Origin of the sequence: Pantoea sp. paga, assembly GCF_007558755.1 — a bacterium.
Taxonomy (GTDB): Bacteria; Pseudomonadota; Gammaproteobacteria; order Enterobacterales; family Enterobacteriaceae; genus Pantoea; species Pantoea agglomerans.
Window position 1 is genome coordinate 271784 of record NZ_VLTF01000002.1, and the last position, 16544, is coordinate 288327.

The 16544-nt window shown below is 55.8% G+C and carries 15 protein-coding genes; 2 read left to right on the forward strand and 13 right to left on the reverse strand.

Going from position 1 to position 16544, the window contains the following annotated elements; translation table 11 throughout:
- Positions 1 to 66: 66 nt before the first annotated feature.
- From nadD to leuS, 4 genes are read right to left on the reverse strand one after another with little or no spacing between them, the layout of a single operon-like run.
- The gene (nadD, locus tag FOV68_RS06920) at positions 67 to 711 is read right to left on the reverse strand and encodes a nicotinate-nucleotide adenylyltransferase (protein WP_022626055.1); all 645 of its coding nucleotides are present in this window, start codon (positions 709 to 711) and stop codon (positions 67 to 69) included.
- Entirely contained in the window at positions 704 to 1735 is a 1032-nt protein-coding gene (holA, locus tag FOV68_RS06925) for a DNA polymerase III subunit delta (RefSeq protein ID WP_010258966.1), read from the reverse strand. The genes nadD and holA overlap by 8 nt, the downstream gene beginning before the upstream one ends.
- Positions 1732 to 2331 carry an LPS assembly lipoprotein LptE gene (gene lptE, locus FOV68_RS06930; protein ID WP_031592230.1) on the reverse strand — a complete coding sequence of 200 codons (600 nt, stop codon included), beginning with the start codon at positions 2329 to 2331 and terminating at the stop codon, positions 1732 to 1734. The genes holA and lptE overlap by 4 nt, the downstream gene beginning before the upstream one ends.
- 14 nt (positions 2332 to 2345) lie before the next feature.
- Positions 2346 to 4928: a leucine--tRNA ligase gene (gene leuS, locus FOV68_RS06935; RefSeq protein WP_064704645.1), complete on the reverse strand. Its 2583-nt coding sequence runs from the start codon at positions 4926 to 4928 to the stop codon at positions 2346 to 2348.
- Positions 4929 to 5150: 222 nt separating this feature from the next.
- Here leuS and FOV68_RS06940 point away from each other — a divergent pair, with 222 nt between their 5' ends.
- Positions 5151 to 5633 (forward strand): zinc ribbon-containing protein, encoded by a 483-nt coding sequence (locus tag FOV68_RS06940; RefSeq protein ID WP_010258963.1) that lies wholly within the window; start codon positions 5151 to 5153, stop codon positions 5631 to 5633.
- A 58-nt stretch (positions 5634 to 5691) separates the two neighbouring features.
- Here the strand turns inward: FOV68_RS06940 and FOV68_RS06945 are convergent, their stop codons facing one another.
- The 9 genes from FOV68_RS06945 to miaB all read right to left on the reverse strand — a co-directional run bounded on the left by FOV68_RS06945 (position 5692) and on the right by miaB (position 15110).
- Complete coding sequence (locus tag FOV68_RS06945; RefSeq protein WP_010258962.1) at positions 5692 to 6417, reverse strand: amino acid ABC transporter ATP-binding protein; 726 nt, start codon at positions 6415 to 6417, stop codon at positions 5692 to 5694.
- Complete coding sequence (gene gltK, locus FOV68_RS06950; protein ID WP_010258961.1) at positions 6418 to 7095, reverse strand: glutamate/aspartate ABC transporter permease GltK; 678 nt, start codon at positions 7093 to 7095, stop codon at positions 6418 to 6420. It abuts the gene before it with no gap.
- Positions 7095 to 7835 (reverse strand): amino acid ABC transporter permease, encoded by a 741-nt coding sequence (locus FOV68_RS06955; RefSeq protein WP_010258960.1) that lies wholly within the window; start codon positions 7833 to 7835, stop codon positions 7095 to 7097. Before FOV68_RS06955 ends, gltK begins: the two co-directional genes overlap by 1 nt.
- A gap of 280 nt (positions 7836 to 8115) precedes the next feature.
- Positions 8116 to 9012, reverse strand: coding sequence for an amino acid ABC transporter substrate-binding protein (locus FOV68_RS06960; protein WP_010258958.1), 897 nt, complete (start codon positions 9010 to 9012; stop codon positions 8116 to 8118).
- A gap of 440 nt (positions 9013 to 9452) precedes the next feature.
- The gene (gene lnt, locus FOV68_RS06965; RefSeq protein WP_031592228.1) at positions 9453 to 10976 is read right to left on the reverse strand and encodes an apolipoprotein N-acyltransferase; all 1524 of its coding nucleotides are present in this window, start codon (positions 10974 to 10976) and stop codon (positions 9453 to 9455) included.
- 4 nt (positions 10977 to 10980) lie between these two features.
- Positions 10981 to 11862, reverse strand: a complete 882-nt coding sequence (corC, locus tag FOV68_RS06970; protein WP_031592226.1) for a CNNM family magnesium/cobalt transport protein CorC — start codon at positions 11860 to 11862, stop codon at positions 10981 to 10983.
- 82 nt (positions 11863 to 11944) lie between these two features.
- Positions 11945 to 12418 carry an rRNA maturation RNase YbeY gene (ybeY, locus tag FOV68_RS06975; protein WP_033785461.1) on the reverse strand — a complete coding sequence of 158 codons (474 nt, stop codon included), beginning with the start codon at positions 12416 to 12418 and terminating at the stop codon, positions 11945 to 11947.
- Complete coding sequence (locus FOV68_RS06980; protein ID WP_010258952.1) at positions 12415 to 13476, reverse strand: PhoH family protein; 1062 nt, start codon at positions 13474 to 13476, stop codon at positions 12415 to 12417. The genes ybeY and FOV68_RS06980 overlap by 4 nt, the downstream gene beginning before the upstream one ends.
- Before the next feature lie 209 nt (positions 13477 to 13685).
- Positions 13686 to 15110, reverse strand: coding sequence for a tRNA (N6-isopentenyl adenosine(37)-C2)-methylthiotransferase MiaB (gene miaB, locus FOV68_RS06985; RefSeq protein ID WP_064704648.1), 1425 nt, complete (start codon positions 15108 to 15110; stop codon positions 13686 to 13688).
- 172 nt (positions 15111 to 15282) lie between these two features.
- Between miaB and ubiF the strand changes: the two genes are divergently transcribed.
- Complete coding sequence (gene ubiF / locus FOV68_RS06990; protein ID WP_143990538.1) at positions 15283 to 16455, forward strand: 3-demethoxyubiquinol 3-hydroxylase; 1173 nt, start codon at positions 15283 to 15285, stop codon at positions 16453 to 16455.
- Positions 16456 to 16544: the final 89 nt, after the last annotated feature.

Sequence of the window (16544 nt, forward strand, 5' to 3'; positions counted from 1 at the left end):
ACGAGCCGGCTGTAAGCCCGGAGAGTGCAGCCAAAAAATTAAGCGGCGTAGTATAGCATGCCCGGATCAGTCGCGATATAAGCCTTCGCGGTCGATATAATCGATAACCGCAGCGGGCAACAGATCGTCGCAGGGCTGATTCTGGTGGCGACGGCGGCGAATTTCCGTGGCCGAAATGTCATAGAGAGGAGTGTCCGCCAGCCAGATATGGCCTGCGGGCTGCTGATGCAACTGCCGGATATCCTGAGCGAGGTGTTGCTCAAGCCAGCGCTGCATGTCAGGCGAGTCGAACCGGGTCGGATAGCCGGGTCGCTGGCATACCAGCAGATGGCAGAGTGACAGCAGATCCTGCCAGCGATGCCATTTTGATAAGCTCAGCAATGAATCCTGACCAATAATAAATCCCAGCGGCTGCTCTGCACCGCGCTCGGTTCGCCAGGCTTCCAGGGTGGTCACGGTCCAGGACGGCGTGTCGCGTTCCAGTTCGCGCGTATCAATCTCAAACAGCGGCAGGTCGCGGATAGCGCAGCGCAGCATAGCAACCCGCTGGGCAGCGCTGGCTTCCGGTTGCGGACGATGCGGCGGCACATTGTTGGGCAGCAGCGTTACACGCTGCAGGCCGGTCTGTTGCGCCAGCGCTTCGACCGGGCGCAGATGGCCAAAATGAATCGGATCAAAGGTGCCGCCAAACAGCGCGTGTAACTCAGACATGGGCAAAGCTCGTCGGAAAAGCACGACTGCTGAGCAGCAGCGTCAGGGTCTGCAACTGCGGCCACACCGGCTGTCCATAATCCTGCTTCAGGGTGATCTCAATCTGGCTCAGCAGATGAATGGCGCGTTGCAGACGCGTGGCATCCAGCCGTTGCAGCGCGTCGGTAAACAGCGCACGGCGGTTCTGCCAGATACGCTGCTGATCCATCAGCGTACGCAGCGGCTGCGCTGTCTGGTGGCGTTGCAGATGCAGCAGCGTCAGCAGATCGCGCTGCAGCGTACGCAGCAGTATCACCACTTCGCTCTCTTCTTTCTCCAGCTGATGCAGAATATGCAGGGCGCGGCGGCTTTTTCCCGCCAGCAGGGCATCCACCCAGTGGAAGGGAGTAAAGTGCGCGGCATCACTGACCGCCTCTTCAACCCGGGGCAGTGTCAGCTTGCCGTCGGGCCACTGCAGCGAGAGCCGCTCCAGCGCCTGCGCCAGCGCCAGCAGATTGCCTTCATAGCAGTAACACAACAGCTGCACGGCCGCGTCATCTACCGATAATTTCAGCGCCTTAGCGCGATTAACGACCCAGCGTGGCAGTTGCGCCTGTTCGGGCGTCTGACAGGGCACCAATACCGCAGAGGCGGACAACGCTTTAAACCAGGCGCTGTTTTCCTGCGCTTTGGTCAGCTTCGCCATTCGGCAGATCAGCAGAATATCGGCGTGCAGCAACTGCGACAGCTTAACCAGCTGTTCTGCCATCGCGGCGTTAGGGCCATTATCGGGGAATTGCAGCGTCATGGTCTGACGCTGAGCAAACAGGCTCAGTGACTGGCAACTGACGAACAGGCTCTCCCAGTCAGTCTGTGCATCCAGCGTAAAACTAAAATGTTCTTCGAATCCCTGCGCGGTTGCGGCGACGCGAATCGCATCTGAACTTTCCTGCAGCAGCAGCGGTTCGTTACCGGCTAACAAATAACAGGCGCGCAGCCCCTCACGGAGCTGCGCGCTGAGTTGCTCAGGATAAATCCTGATCATTGCAGGCTGGTAGCAGAGGAAGTGGGCGCTTCCTGTGAACCCTGACCCGGCACCGGAATCACTGACGCCGGTAAGGTCTCTTTGCTGTTGATCTGCGCGGCGTGTACCGTCAGCAGTTTACGTACCAGCTGTTCAGCGGCACGCTGACGCATCTCCTGCGTGATCAGATCCTGCTCGGCATCTTTTGCCAGCGCAGCGTTCGGGTTATCGAAGAACGACCGATAAACCGTGGTGCTGATAGGATAGATACCTTTGCCTGGCAACAGCACCTGCGCAGTGAGGGTCATCACCAGCTGATACTCGGCAGTAGTGCCGCTGATAAAGACCGACGCGGTATTACGACCCGAGGCTTCCGGACCCAGACGCAGCGTCGGAATATCGGTGCGATTCTGTTTGCTGTCTTCAACAATTTTGACATCGTTGATACGCAGCTGCTGACGCACAGTACGCGCCAGCGGCCCATAAGGATCGCCGGTTGAAACAATCAGGGTTTTCAGTTCGCTGGGCACCTGAGTGGTGCCGCGCGGATGAAAACCACAGCCAGCGGTGATCACCACCGCCAGCATGACAAACAGCCTGATAATCGGATGTCGCACAGTTCCTCCTGAACTTAACCTACGACCAGGTTAAGCAGTTTGCCCGGTACATAAATGACTTTACGGATAGTCACGCCGTCCAGATACTTCGCTACCAGATGCTCCTGCGCAGCGCGTGCCTGAACCTGTTCCTGTGTTGCATCGGCTGGCACGGTGATTTTACCACGCACTTTACCGTTAACCTGAACCACTACCAGTAGCGAATCTTCAACCATAGCGGCTTCATCAGCAACCGGCCAGCTCGCTTCATCGATAGTGCCTTCGCCACCCAGCGTCTGCCACAGAACATAGCAGGCGTGCGGGGTAAACGGATAGAGCAGACGGACGATGGCCAGCAGTGCTTCCTGCATCAGGGCGCGATCCTGCTCGCTTTCCTGCGGGGCGCGTGCCAGTTTGTTCATCAGCTCCATGATCGCCGCAATGGCGGTGTTGAAAGTCTGACGACGGCCAATATCATCCGCCACTTTGGCGATGGTTTTGTGCAGATCGCGACGCAGCGATTTCTGCTCGTCATTCAGGCTCTCCACATTGAGTGCTACGGTCGCACCTTTCTGTGTGTGCTCGAAGACCAGCTTCCAGACGCGTTTCAGGAAGCGGTTCGCCCCTTCAACGCCCGACTCCTGCCACTCCAGCGTCATCTCCGCCGGTGAAGCAAACATCATAAACAGACGCACGGTATCCGCGCCGTAACGCTCAACCATCAGCTGTGGGTCGATGCCGTTGTTTTTCGACTTCGACATTTTGCTCATGCCCGCGTAGATCACTTCACGGCCCTGCGTGTCTGTGGCTTTAACAATGCGGCCTTTCTCATCCCGCTCAACCTCAACGTCAACCGGTGAAACCCAGTTGCGCTCGCCGTTGGCACCGAGGGAGTAGAAAGCGTCAGCCAGCACCATGCCCTGGCACAGCAGACGTTTGGCTGGCTCATTAGAGTTCACCAGGCCCGCGTCACGCAGCAGCTTGTGGAAGAAGCGGAAATACATCAGGTGCATGATGGCGTGTTCAATACCGCCTACATACTGATCGACCGGCAGCCAGTAGTTTGCCGCTGCCGGATCCAGCATGCCTTCCTTGTAGCTGGCGCAGGTATAACGCGCGTAGTACCAGGAAGACTCCATAAAGGTGTCAAAGGTGTCGGTTTCACGCAGAGCAGGCTGGCCGTTTACCGTGGTTTTAGCCCACTCCGGATCTGCTTTGATTGGGCTGGTAATGCCATCCATCACCACATCTTCCGGCAGGATCACCGGCAGCTGGTCTTCTGGTGCAGGCATGACGGTGCCGTCTTCCAGCGTCACCATCGGGATAGGGGCACCCCAGTAGCGCTGACGGGAGACACCCCAGTCGCGCAGGCGGTAGTTCACTTTACGCACGCCCACGCCTTTTGCCGCCAGCAAATCTGCAATGGCGTTAAAACCGGTGGCGTGATCCATGCCGTTAAACTCACCTGAGTTGAACAGCGCACCTTTGTCAGTCATCGCCGCGGCGCTGACGTCAGGAATGGAACCATCCAGATTCAGGATGACCGGTTTAATCGGCAGATCGTATTTAGTGGCAAACTCCCAGTCGCGCTGATCGTGCGCCGGAACCGCCATCACGGCGCCGGTGCCATATTCCATCAGTACAAAGTTGGCAACCCAGACCGGGATAAGCTCGCCGGTCAGCGGATGAACAACAGACAGGCCGGTCGCCATGCCTTTCTTCTCCATGGTCGCCATATCGGCTTCGGCCACTTTGGTATTGCGGCATTCAGCGATAAAGTCAGCCAGCGCCGGATTATTGACCGACGCCTGGGTAGCCAGCGGATGGCCTGCGGCAACAGCAACATAGGTTGCGCCGATAAAGGTATCCGGGCGGGTAGTGTAGACGGTGACCTTCTCTTCGCTGTCAGCCACATCGAAGGTGATTTCGACACCTTCAGAGCGGCCAATCCAGTTACGCTGCATGGTTTTAACCTGCTCAGGCCACTCTTCCAGCGTATCCAGGTCGTTCAGCAGCTCTTCCGCATAATCGGTGATTTTGATAAACCACTGCGGGATCTCTTTACGCTCAACTTTGGTGTCGCAGCGCCAGCAGCAGCCGTCGATCACCTGCTCGTTCGCCAGCACCGTCTGATCGTTCGGGCACCAGTTCACGGCAGAGGTCTTTTTATAGACCAGGCCTTTTTCATACAGTTTGGTAAAGAACCACTGTTCCCAGCGATAGTATTCTGGCTGGCAGGTTGCCAGTTCACGACTCCAGTCATAGCCAAAGCCCAGCAGTTTGAGCTGGTTTTTCATGTAGGCGATGTTGTCGTAAGTCCACGGGGCCGGAGCGGTGTTGTTTTTCACCGCAGCGCCTTCCGCAGGCAGGCCGAAAGCATCCCAGCCAATCGGCTGTAGTACGTTTTTGCCGAGCATACGCTGATAACGCGCGATTACGTCGCCGATGGTGTAGTTACGAACGTGGCCCATGTGCAGGCGGCCAGAAGGATAGGGCAACATGGAGAGGCAATAGTATTTCTCTTTACCTTCCTGCTCAGTCACTTTAAACGTTTCGTTTTCATCCCAGTGCTGCTGCACACGGGATTCAATTTCTTCCGGGCGGTATTGCTCTTGCATGGCTGCCTGTGGTCCTTTATGAAAAACATTTTTCTGGCTCTAAGATCCGCATAGCATACCCATAAGGCCGCGTATCAACAACACTTCCCACTTTTGCCGGCACGATTTCTGCCGAAAGCGTCAGAGCCTTCACCCTTTTGTAATTCACTGTACAGACGACACGGCAAAAGCAACATTACGACTAAACTTAGTTCAGCGAGGGTCTGCATAAAGGAGAACAAAATGAATAAAGTGGCTCAGGAATATCGCGAGTCGTTAGCCGTATTGACCGAACGTCTCCGTCAGGGCGATCGTAACCTTGATGAGCTGATTGCCGGGCGACGAAGCCAGTTGCTGGTGCGCGATGACATGACGGAACAGGAGATTGACCAGGCGCTCAGCTCAGTGCGCCGTGATCTGGGCGAGTTTGCACGCAGCTACACCGATGTGGAAGAACCGCTGGCGGACTCACTGTTTATGCGCATCATCCGTGAGAGCGTCTGGAAAGAGCTGGCGGATATCACCGATAAAAGTCAGCTGGAGTGGCGAGAGGTCTTCCAGGATCTGCATCATCACGGGGTTTATCAGAGCGGGGAAGTGGTGGGGCTGGGCAATCTGGTCTGTGAGAAATGCCAGTTCACCCGGGCAATCTACACGCCTGAAACGCTGTCACGTTGTCCGGAATGCGGCAACGACCAGTTCCAGCGTCAGCCTTTCGAACCCTGATAGTGCGGCGTAGCTAAATGAAGCGGGCCACCCTGGGTGACCCGCCTGTTCGTCAGGTTTAGTGCAGAATTTTTGCGAGGAAATCTTTAGCGCGCTCAGACTGTGGGTTATTAAAGAAGTCATCTTTGTTGGTGTCTTCGATAATTTTCCCTTCATCCATAAAGATCACGCGATTGGCGACCTTACGGGCGAAGCCCATCTCATGGGTCACCACCATCATCGTCATCCCTTCCTGTGCCAGTTCGACCATCACATCCAGCACTTCGTTGATCATTTCCGGATCCAGCGCGGAGGTGGGTTCATCAAACAGCATCGCGATGGGGTCCATACAGAGCGCTCGCGCAATCGCCACACGCTGCTGCTGACCACCCGAGAGCTGGCCGGGAAACTTCTCAGCATGGGCGGAAAGACCCACACGCTTCAGCAGCTTCAGCCCTTTATCGCGGGCTGCCGCTTTGTCACGTTTCAGCACTTTCACCTGCGCCAGAACCAGGTTGTTGATAATGCTCAGATGCGGAAACAGCTCGAAGTGCTGGAACACCATCCCGACCTGGCTGCGAAGCTGCGCAAGATTAGTTTTTTTGTTATTCACCTCGGTGCCGTTCACCGCAATCACGCCCTGCTGAATCGGCTCAAGGCCGTTCACCGTTTTGATCAGCGTCGATTTACCGGAGCCGGACGGGCCGCACACCACCACCACTTCACCGGTTTTGACGTCGGTTGAGCAGTCGGTCAGCACCTGAAAGTGACCATACCACTTAGAAACATTTTTCAGGCTAATCATTTAAACCGTCCTTTTTCTTTTTAGATAGCTGACCAACAGCGATGCGCTCAGGCTGATAACGAAGTAGACCAGACCTGCAAACAGAACCATTTCAACCTGGGTGCCATCACGCTCACCAATGGTGGACGCGGTACGGAAGAAGTCCGCCAGGCTTAAGACATAAACCAGCGAGGTATCCTGGAACAGCACGATACCTTGCGTCAGTAACAGCGGAACCATGGCGCGGAACGCCTGCGGCAGAATGATCAGTCGCATTGCCTGCCACTGCGTCATGCCCAGCGCCAGAGCCGCACTGCCTTGTCCACGCGAGATACTGATGATGCCGGCGCGAATAATTTCAGAGTAGTACGCCGCTTCGAACAGCGAAAAGGCGACCATGGCCGAAATCAGTCGGATATCCGTTTTGGGCGACAGGCCCAGCACCTGCTGCAGAAAACTCGGCACCACCAGATAGAACCACAGCAGCACCATGACCAGCGGCACCGAGCGGAACAGGTTGACGTAAATTTTAGCGAACCAGCTGATGGGCTTAAACGTCGACAGACGCATCACCGCCAGCAGAGTGCCCCACAGGATGCCGAAGACCACGGCGGTAATCGTGATTTTAAAGGTGATCACTAAGCCATTAAGCAGATAGGGCAGGCTGGGTGTAATCGAACTCCAGTCAAACTCGTACATTACTTGCCTCCCGCATTGCCTGGCAGCCGGACTTTGCGCTCGACAAGACTCATCAACAACATAATCACCAGGTTAATCGCAACGTAGGCCAGCGTAATAGCGGTAAAGGATTCATAGGCGTGGGCAGAATAGTCGAGCAGTTTGCCCGCCTGCGCCGCCATATCGACCAGACCTATGGTGGAGGCGATAGCGGAGTTCTTCACCAGGTTGAGCATTTCCGAGGTCATCGGCGGCACAATCACGCGATACGCATTCGGCAGCAGCACATAGCGATAGGTCTGCGGCAGGGTTAAACCCATCGCCAGACCGGCATTCTTCTGTCCACTCGGCAGTGACTGAATCGCTGCGCGCACCTGCTCGCAGACGCGGGCGGCGGTAAACAGGCCAAGACAGATCATCGAGGAGAGGAAGAACTGAATGTTGGGATCCAGCTCAGACTTAAACCACATGCCGAGCTTTTCACCCACCAGCTCGGGCGCCACCAGATACCAGAAGAAGAACTGGACGATCAGTGGGATGTTGCGAAACAGTTCGACATAGCAGGTGCCAATGGTCGACAGCAGGCGATTAGGCACGGTGCGCAGAATGCCGAAAAATGAACCCACGCAGAAAGCGATAATCCAGGCGCAGCAGGAGACGGCAATCGTCACCTGAAAACCGGACCACAGCCAGCCGAGGTAGGTCGTGTTACCGAACGGGGCCTGTTCGAGGAATATGCCCCAGTTCCAATCGATACCCATAACGAGCTCCGGAAAAAAAGGGTAGCTAAGCTACCCTGAAGATTGATGAACGGCGTTTTATTTCCTGACTCAGGGGAACGACCCGTGTCAGTCTGTCTGTCCATGCCGCGGTTTCAGCAATCGAGAGGGCAGCCAGGCCGCCCTTGTTATACCCGTCGTCTTTCAGGCTGCATTTTTGTTGGCTACGTTCACTCACCTGAATCACTTACCGGAGTAAGCTCATGGGGAGTCATGCTCCTGCCGCCTCAATACAAGCTGAAATCCATTGGGTATTTTGTTGTTAATTCAGTGCTTTATCATTTGGCGTTTTGAACAGCGCTTTCATGTCATCAGACAGCTCAAAGTTCATGTTCAGGTTCTTTGGTGGAATCGGCTGTTTGAACCAGGTGTCGAACCATTTTTCTGCCTGGCCAGAGGTCTGGGCTTTGGCAATGGTTTCATCCACCAGCGCTTTGAACTGCGGATCATCTTTACGCAGCATGCAGCCATAGGCTTCTTTTGACTGTGGCGTGCCCAGGATTTCCCAGTTGTCCGGCTTTTTGGCTTTGGCGCGTTCGCCTGCCAGCAGGGCATCATCCATCATAAAGGCCACGGCTCGACCGGTTTCCAGCGTACGGAAGGAGTCACCGTGATCTTTTGCGCTGATGATGCGCAGATCCAGTTTCTGTTCGTCGTTGAGTTTGTGCAGCAGCACTTCAGAGGTGGTACCTGAGGTCACCACTACGGTTTTGCCTTTCAGGTCAGCGAAATCTTTGATCGGGCCATCTTTCTTCACCAGCAGACGGGTGCCGATAACAAAAATAGTGTCTGAGAAGGCGGCCTGTTTCTGGCGCTCAAGATTGTTAGTAGTCGAGCCACACTCATAATCGTAGGTGCCGTTTTGCAGCAGCGGAATACGGTTTTGTGAGGTGATCGGGATCATTTTGACCTGCAGATCAGGCTTGTTCAGTTTTGCTTTAATCGCTTCAACGATGGCATTTGAATAAGCCTGAGAGTAGCCGACGACTTTTTGCTGGTTGTCATAATAAGAAAAGGGAACTGATGATTCGCGATGCCCGACCACAATGACGCCATTGTCATTGATCTTCTTCAGGGTGCCGCTGAGATCTTCCGCCTGGGCCGCTCCCGCCGCTGCGCTGATCAGCAGAAGAGATAATGCCACTTTGCGTAGTTGCATGTTCCAACTCCTTCGTATGAAAAAGGCACAGGATATAACCTGCGCTGATTATGATGTTGTATCTGTTTTCTGCTGCGTTTCTGCTCATTCTGCGGTTTAAACGGGCGCAGAAGAGTCATTAACATAGCGGATTGTTAACGCAATGAAACAAAAAAGTTTCTTTTTTGCGAGGTGATACGCACCAAAAAAAGGCAATTTTTTCACCCTGCGCGTTAATGGTGCAGCAGCGTCAATTGTTTTGGTGCAACCCGCCCGGCATCAGCGCCTGCAATCAGCCTGTTTGCGAAAAGCAGTGAAACATTTTGCAATCATCGTGCCAGAAAGAGGTAATGGGTTAGAAAGACAGCAGAGCGTGCGGCGTGGGGAGTGAAAAAAACCGGAGAGTTACCATGAAAAAGGCGAAGCACGTGCTTCGCCTTCAGTGAGCACAGGAGGGGATGTTATCGACGCCGACGCAGCAGGGCTATCACCGCCGCCAGCAGCGTCAGTGACCATACTGGCCAGATGCCAGCCCGCGCATACGGGGTTTCTCCCTGCGTTGGCGTAACCTTGCTGGTCAGCACATCGCGGGTAAACTGCGGCAGCATGGCTTCCACATCACCACTGGCATTGACCACCGCCGTCACACCATTATTGGTGCTGCGCAACAGCGGACGTCCCAGTTCCAGCGCACGCATCCTCGCCATCTGGAAGTGCTGCCATGGGCCGATAGAGTGACCAAACCAGGCATCGTTCGAAACGGTGAGCAGGAAGTTGGTGTCGGGATGGAAGTTGGCCCGCACCTGTTCTCCCAGCACGATCTCATAACAGATGGCGCTGGTCAGGTTATAGCCCGCTACGCTGAGTTGCGGCTGGAGGTAGTTGCCACGACTGAATGCCGACATCGGCAGATCGAAGAACGGGGCCAGCGGACGCAGCAGATCGGCCAGCGGCACAAACTCGCCAAACGGCACCAGGTGATTTTTCTGGTAACGATTGCCGCTGAAGTAGTTGTACGGCGCTTTGCCGCCCAGCACGATCACGGTGTTGTAATCGTGATAACGGTTCTGCTCCAGCCGGGAGTCCACAATGCCGGTGATCAGCGAACTGCCGCGCTCACGCAGTTCGTCATCCAGCGAACGCAGGAACGGCTGCTGATTACTCTCCAGATCGGTAATTGCCGATTCAGGCCAGATAATAATCGGCGCTTTGCCCATCAGCGGCTGACTCAGACCGTTGTAAATGCGCAGGGTAGTGAGCAGCTGCTGCGGATCCCACTTCATCGATTGCGGAATGTTCCCCTGGACCAGCGCCACCTCGACGGCCCGCTCGGGCATCGGCTGAACCCACTGGATGTAGCGCAACGGCCATGGCAATGCCAGCAGCAGCAGCGCCGCCACCAGACTTCTGACGTTGCGCTGTTGCAGGGCATAAGCCAGCAGGCCAGCCACCACCATCAGCAGGAAGGTCAGCGTCTCTACGCCGGCCAGCGGGGCCAGGCCTTTTAACGGGCCATCGATCTGGCTGTAACCAAACTGCAGCCACGGAAAGCCGGTCAGCACCCAGCCGCGCAGGAACTCGGTCATCTGCCACAATGCCGGTGCCGCCAGCGCCAGGCGCCACAGCGTCGTTCGCGGCCAGATGCGATTCAGTACGCCGGCAAACAGCGCCGGGTAGATCGCCAGATAAGCCGCCAGCAGCGCTACGATAAAAACATTGACCGGGCCAGGCATGCCGCCAAAGGTGGCGACACTGACATAAACCCAGTTGATGCCACTGCCGAACAGACCTAATCCCCAGACAAAACCGATCGCGCTGGCCTGCGGGCTGGAGCGGTTAAGAGTCAGCAGCTGTAAGCCGCACAGCGAGAGCAGCGCGGCGGGCCAGAAATCATAAGGAGAGAAGGAGAGGGTGCCAAGTGCACCCGTTATTAAAGCCAGCAGCAGGCGAACCCGCTGACGCGGGTAGAGTGAGGCTAAAGCCATAGACTTATTCGTTTTCCAGTTGAGGTTGTGGCGAATTTTCCGGAATAGTCACGTGAACCTGGATAATGCGGCGGCTGTCAGCCATCGCCACCTTGAACTGGTACCCCTCAATCTCAATGCTTTCACCGCGAGCGGGCAGATGACCGAAGCCCTGCATCACCAGACCACCGATGGTGTCGACTTCATCGTCGCTGAACTGGGTGCCAAACACCTCGTTGAAATCTTCAATGGCAGTCAGTGCGCGCACCGTAAAGGTGTGGCGGTTGAGCTGACGGATATCACGATCTTCTTCATCGTCATACTCATCTTCAATTTCACCGACGATCAGCTCCAGGATGTCTTCGATGGTCACCAGACCGGAGACCCCGCCAAACTCATCAATGACGATCGCCATGTGGTAACGCTGGGAGCGGAACTCTTTCAGCATCCGGTCGACACGCTTACTTTCAGGCACAACCACCGCAGGACGCAGCACTTTCTCAATGCTGAAAGGCTCAGATTCGCTGCTCATAAACGGCAGCAGATCTTTCGCCATCAGAATCCCTTCCACATGATCTTTATCTTCGCTGATCACCGGGAAACGAGAATGGGCGGATTCGATGATGACATCCAGACACTCTTCGAGGCTCTGATTACGTTTCAGGGTGATCATTTGCGAGCGCGGGATCATGATGTCACGCACGCGCTGCTCCGCAATATCCAGTACCCCTTCGAGCATGTCGCGGGTGTCCTGGTCAATCAGCTCTTTGTTATTCGAGTCGCGGATCAGCTCCAGTAGCTCATCACGGCTTTTTGGTTCACCGTGAAAGAGTTGGTTGATCAACAGGGAGAAAAATCCCTTTTTACTACTGGGTGCATCGCTGTTTTGAGAATGGTCGTCGCTCATGGCGGTTTTTAAAGATCTCTCTGGTGAGGAATGGGTGCTGTCAGTAACCTGTACTGACAGCAGGATTGACTGAATTCAGGATTCAGGCGTCTTCTTTCTCCGAAATGTACGGATCAGGATACCCAAGAGCAAGCATTATCTCGGTCTCCAGCCCTTCCATCTCGTCCGCTTCGTCGTCTTCAATATGGTCGTAACCCAGCAGATGCAGCGTGCCGTGTACCACCATATGTGCCCAGTGGGCTTCAACGCTTTTACCCTGTTCAGCGGCTTCCTGCTCAACGACCTGGCGGCAGATGATCAGATCGCCCAGCAGCGGCAGCTCAATGCCCGGCGGCGCTTCAAACGGGAAAGAGAGGACGTTGGTCGGCTTATCTTTGCCGCGATAAGTCAGATTAAGCTCATGACTCTCCGCTTCATCAACCAGACGCACCGTGACTTCGCTTTCCGGCTGAAAAGGGGTGACAGCCGCTGACAGCCAGCGATGAAACTGGCTTTCATCAGGCAGGTCAGCGGTGTTGTCACAGGCGACCTGCAGGTCGAGAATCACCTCGCTCATTTGCTCTCCTGCGTGGCGCTCTGTGCAGCCAGTGCTTCACGTTTACGCTCTTCGGCCTGCTGGTCACGACGGGTCTGATCGGCCGCTTCCCAGGCTTCATAGGCGGTAACAATGCGTGCAACCACCGGATGGCGCACCACATCTTCGCTGTGGAAGAAGTTGAAGCTGATCTCTTCAACGTCCGCCAGCACCTCAATGGCATGACGCAGGCCTGACTTGACGTGACGCGGCAGGTCAATCTGGGTAACGTCGCCGGTAATCACCGCTTTAGAGTTAAAGCCGATACGCGTCAGGAACATCTTCATCTGTTCGATGGTGGTGTTCTGGCTCTCATCAAGAATGATGAATGCATCGTTCAGGGTACGACCGCGCATGTAGGCCAGCGGGGCGACTTCAATGACGTTGCGCTCCATCAGCTTTTCTACCCGCTCGAAGCCGAGCATTTCGAACAGCGCATCGTAGAGCGGACGCAGATAAGGGTCGACTTTCTGGCTCAGATCGCCTGGCAGAAAGCCGAGCTTTTCACCCGCTTCGACGGCTGGGCGGGTCAGCATGATGCGGCGAATCTCCTGACGCTCCAGCGCATCGACTGCTGCGGCTACCGCCAGATAGGTTTTACCGGTACCGGCCGGGCCGACACCAAAGGTGATATCGTGGTCGAGCACATTAGCGATGTACTGGGCCTGGTTTGGGGTGCGCGGCTTGATCACACCGCGCTTGGTCTTAATATTGACCGCTTTACCGTACTCCGGCACGCTCTCAGCGGTTTGCTCCAGTACCCGGCTCTCTTTGATCGCCAGGTGAATCTGATCAGGCTCGATATCCGGGATGTCGCCACGCACAGGCGCGGTATCGACATACAGAGTTTTCAGAATATCTGCTGCGGCATTGACGCAAAGTGGACGTCCTGACAGCTTAAAAACGTTGTCGCGACGATTGATCTCAATGCCCAGACGACGCTCAAGCTGTTTTACATTATCGTCGAAAGGCCCACACAGGCTCATCAGACGACGGTTATCAGCCGGTTCAAGGGCGATTTCACGAGTTTCGATATTCAAACGAATCCTTTGGGTCACTCAGGGCCAGTTATGGGATGTGTCTGACGCACCGTTAAGCTTAACCGGATGCACCATAACGAAATTATTTATGCCGTAACGCCTGGGCGCAAGCTTATGGAGTGATATTTGGGCGACACTTTCAGAAAGCAAGTGGTGCAAAGTGAAATTGGCGGCAACGCGATGCGCGCTGCCGCACAGTAAAGCGGGCATCACGGCTGGAACAGACTCACGCCGATTTCATTTTCTTTACGGGTACGGGCGATCACGGACGCCGGACTTTCCGCCATGCGCAGCCCCATCTCTTCTTCAGTACGCACCAGTTTGCCGCGCAGCGAGTTGGTGTAGACATCGACAATCTCAACATCCACAAAGCGGCCGATCATTTCAGGCGAGCCTTCGAAATTCACCACGCGGTTATTTTCGGTACGGCCAGAGACTTCCATCACGTTCTTGCGGGAGATGCCTTCCACCAGAATACGCTGCACTGTGCCCACCATGCGGCGACTGATCGCCTGCGCCTGCTGGTTAATGCGGTCCTGCAGGATCCACAGACGCTGCTTCTTCTCCTCTTCGCTCACATCATCCGGCAGGTCAGCGGCGGGCGTGCCGGGACGGGCAGAGTAGATAAAGCTGAAGCTGACGTCGAAATTGATCTCGGCGATAAGCTTCATGGTCTGCTCGAAATCCTGCTGAGTTTCACCGGGGAAACCAATGATGAAGTCAGAGCTGATCTCAATATCCGGACGCGCCGCGCGCAGCTTGCGGATAATCGCCTTATATTCCAGCGCGGTATGAGCACGCTTCATCAGCGTCAGAATACGGTCTGATCCACTCTGAACCGGCAGGTGCAGGAAGCTCACCAGTTCCGGCGTATCGCGGTAGACCTCGATGATGTCATCGGTGAACTCAATCGGGTGGCTGGTGGTGAAGCGAATGCGGTCGATACCGTCGATGGCGGCGACCAGGCGCAGCAGCTCAGCGAAGGTACAGATTTCACCATCAAAGGTGGCACCACGATAGGCGTTGACGTTCTGGCCAAGCAGGTTAACTTCACGCACGCCCTGCGCCGCCAGCTGAGCGATCTCCAGCAGAATATCATCGCTGGGACGGCTCACTTCCTCGCCACGGGTGTAAGGCACCACGCAGAAAGTACAATATTTGTTGCAGCCTTCCATGATGGAGACAAAGGCAGTCGGGCCCTCTGCGCGCGGTTCCGGCAGGCGATCAAATTTCTCGATTTCCGGGAAGCTGATGTCGACCACCGGGCTTTTGGTGCCGCGCACGGTGTTGATCATCTCTGGCAGGCGGTGCAGTGTCTGCGGACCAAAAACGATATCCACGCAGGGCGCACGCTGGCGGATATGATCCCCTTCCTGCGACGCCACGCAGCCGCCCACGCCGATAATCACATCCGGGTTGCGCTCTTTGAGTTTTCTCCAGCGTCCCAGCAGGTGGAATACCTTCTCCTGCGCTTTCTCGCGAATAGAACAGGTGTTAAGCAGCAGAATATCCGCCTCTTCAGGAACCTCGGTCAGCGTATAGCCGTGCGTACTGTTCAGCAGATCAGACATCTTGGATGAATCATACTCATTCATCTGACATCCCCAGGTTTTGATATGCAGTTTTTTTGTCATCGCGCTAACCATTGATTCAGTGCAGTGAAGTGCGGGGCGCGTATTGTAATGCTTTGATGCTGTTGTGACCAGCCTCAGGGCTTTTCTGCCAGCAATCCGGTTTTCCGGTACACTTTGCTTTATTCAGACCCGTGTTGCGCAGGCTGGCGGGAATAAGAGAGGGACATAAGCAATGCAGGATAATCAGTTTGATGTAGTGATTGTTGGCGGTGGCATGGTCGGTGCGGCGCTGGCATGTGGACTGACGCAGCAACATTTTCGCGTTGCGGTGATTGAGCGTGCCGAACCCGCTCCTTTTGATGCCGACAGCGATCCCGATCTGCGAATTTCGGCGATTGGCTCATCCTCGGTGGGACTGCTGAAGCAGCTCAACGTCTGGCCACGGGTAGAGGCGATGCGCAGCGCGCCCTATCGCAGGCTGGAAACCTGGGAGTGGCAGACGGCGCAGGTGAGTTTTGATGCGGCCTCGCTGGGGCTGCCCGAGCTGGGCTTTATGGTCGAGAACAGCGTGCTGCAGCGGGCGTTATGGGAGGAGATGCAGTCGCTGGGCGTGACCTGCTATTGCCCGGCCACACTGGAGAACCTGCAGCCAGAAAATGGCGGCTGGCGCATCGACCTTAACGACGGCGTTGCCTTACACGCCCGCCTGGTGGTTGGGGCTGATGGCGCGAACTCTCAGGTGCGACAGATGGCCGGGATCGGTATTCATGGCTGGAGCTATGCGCAATCCTGTTTACTGATCAGCGTGACCTGCGAACATCCGGCAGGCGATGCGACCTGGCAGCACTTTACGCCTCAGGGACCGCGCGCCTTTTTGCCGCTGTATGGCAACCGGGCCTCGCTGGTCTGGTATGACGCGCCTGCAAGAGTCCGCCAGCTACAGGCGATGCCGATGACCCAGCTGGAAAAAGAGATAGCCAGCCACTTCCCGGCGCGGCTGGGACGTTTTAAAGCCCACGCAGCGGGCGGTTTCCCGCTGGTGCGGCGTCACGCTTCACGGTATGTCCTGCCTGGACTGGCGCTGGTCGGTGATGCCGCGCATACCATTAATCCGCTGGCCGGGCAGGGCGTGAATCTGGGCTATCGTGATATTGATGCGTTGATTAATGTGCTGGTCAGCGCGCGCGGTGCGGCGGAGGATTGGGCATCCGAGCGCGTATTGCAGCGCTATCACCGGCAACGTCGTAAAGACAATATGCTGATGCAGGGCGGCATGGATTTGTTCTATTTTGCCTTCAGCAATCAGCTGGCACCGCTGCGGTTTGCACGTAATCTCGGTCTGATTGCCGCCGAACATTCCGGGGTACTGAAGCGGCAGGTTTTGCGTTACGCGCTGGGGTTATAGCAGATTGCGCATGTCGGCTCGCCATACGGCGGGCCTGCAATCAGGAAGGGGAACGACAAAAACAACAAAGCCCGCAAAAGCGGGCCAGG

What these genes read in the sequence shown, in the direction of transcription:
- ybeY (WP_033785461.1), bottom strand. Translation starts at nt 12,418, where the DNA reads ATGAGCGAGGTGATTCTCGACCTGCAGGTCGCCTGTGACAACACCGCT.
- ubiF (WP_143990538.1), top strand. Translation starts at nt 15,283, where the DNA reads ATGCAGGATAATCAGTTTGATGTAGTGATTGTTGGCGGTGGCATGGTC.
- holA (WP_010258966.1), bottom strand. Translation starts at nt 1,735, where the DNA reads ATGATCAGGATTTATCCTGAGCAACTCAGCGCGCAGCTCCGTGAGGGG.
- FOV68_RS06945 (WP_010258962.1), bottom strand. Translation starts at nt 6,417, where the DNA reads ATGATTAGCCTGAAAAATGTTTCTAAGTGGTATGGTCACTTTCAGGTG.
- nadD (WP_022626055.1), bottom strand. Translation starts at nt 711, where the DNA reads ATGTCTGAGTTACACGCGCTGTTTGGCGGCACCTTTGATCCGATTCAT.
- FOV68_RS06940 (WP_010258963.1), top strand. Translation starts at nt 5,151, where the DNA reads ATGAATAAAGTGGCTCAGGAATATCGCGAGTCGTTAGCCGTATTGACC.
- FOV68_RS06960 (WP_010258958.1), bottom strand. Translation starts at nt 9,012, where the DNA reads ATGCAACTACGCAAAGTGGCATTATCTCTTCTGCTGATCAGCGCAGCG.
- leuS (WP_064704645.1), bottom strand. Translation starts at nt 4,928, where the DNA reads ATGCAAGAGCAATACCGCCCGGAAGAAATTGAATCCCGTGTGCAGCAG.
- corC (WP_031592226.1), bottom strand. Translation starts at nt 11,862, where the DNA reads ATGAGCGACGACCATTCTCAAAACAGCGATGCACCCAGTAGTAAAAAG.
- lnt (WP_031592228.1), bottom strand. Translation starts at nt 10,976, where the DNA reads ATGGCTTTAGCCTCACTCTACCCGCGTCAGCGGGTTCGCCTGCTGCTG.
- miaB (WP_064704648.1), bottom strand. Translation starts at nt 15,110, where the DNA reads ATGACAAAAAAACTGCATATCAAAACCTGGGGATGTCAGATGAATGAG.
- FOV68_RS06955 (WP_010258960.1), bottom strand. Translation starts at nt 7,835, where the DNA reads ATGGGTATCGATTGGAACTGGGGCATATTCCTCGAACAGGCCCCGTTC.
- gltK (WP_010258961.1), bottom strand. Translation starts at nt 7,095, where the DNA reads ATGTACGAGTTTGACTGGAGTTCGATTACACCCAGCCTGCCCTATCTG.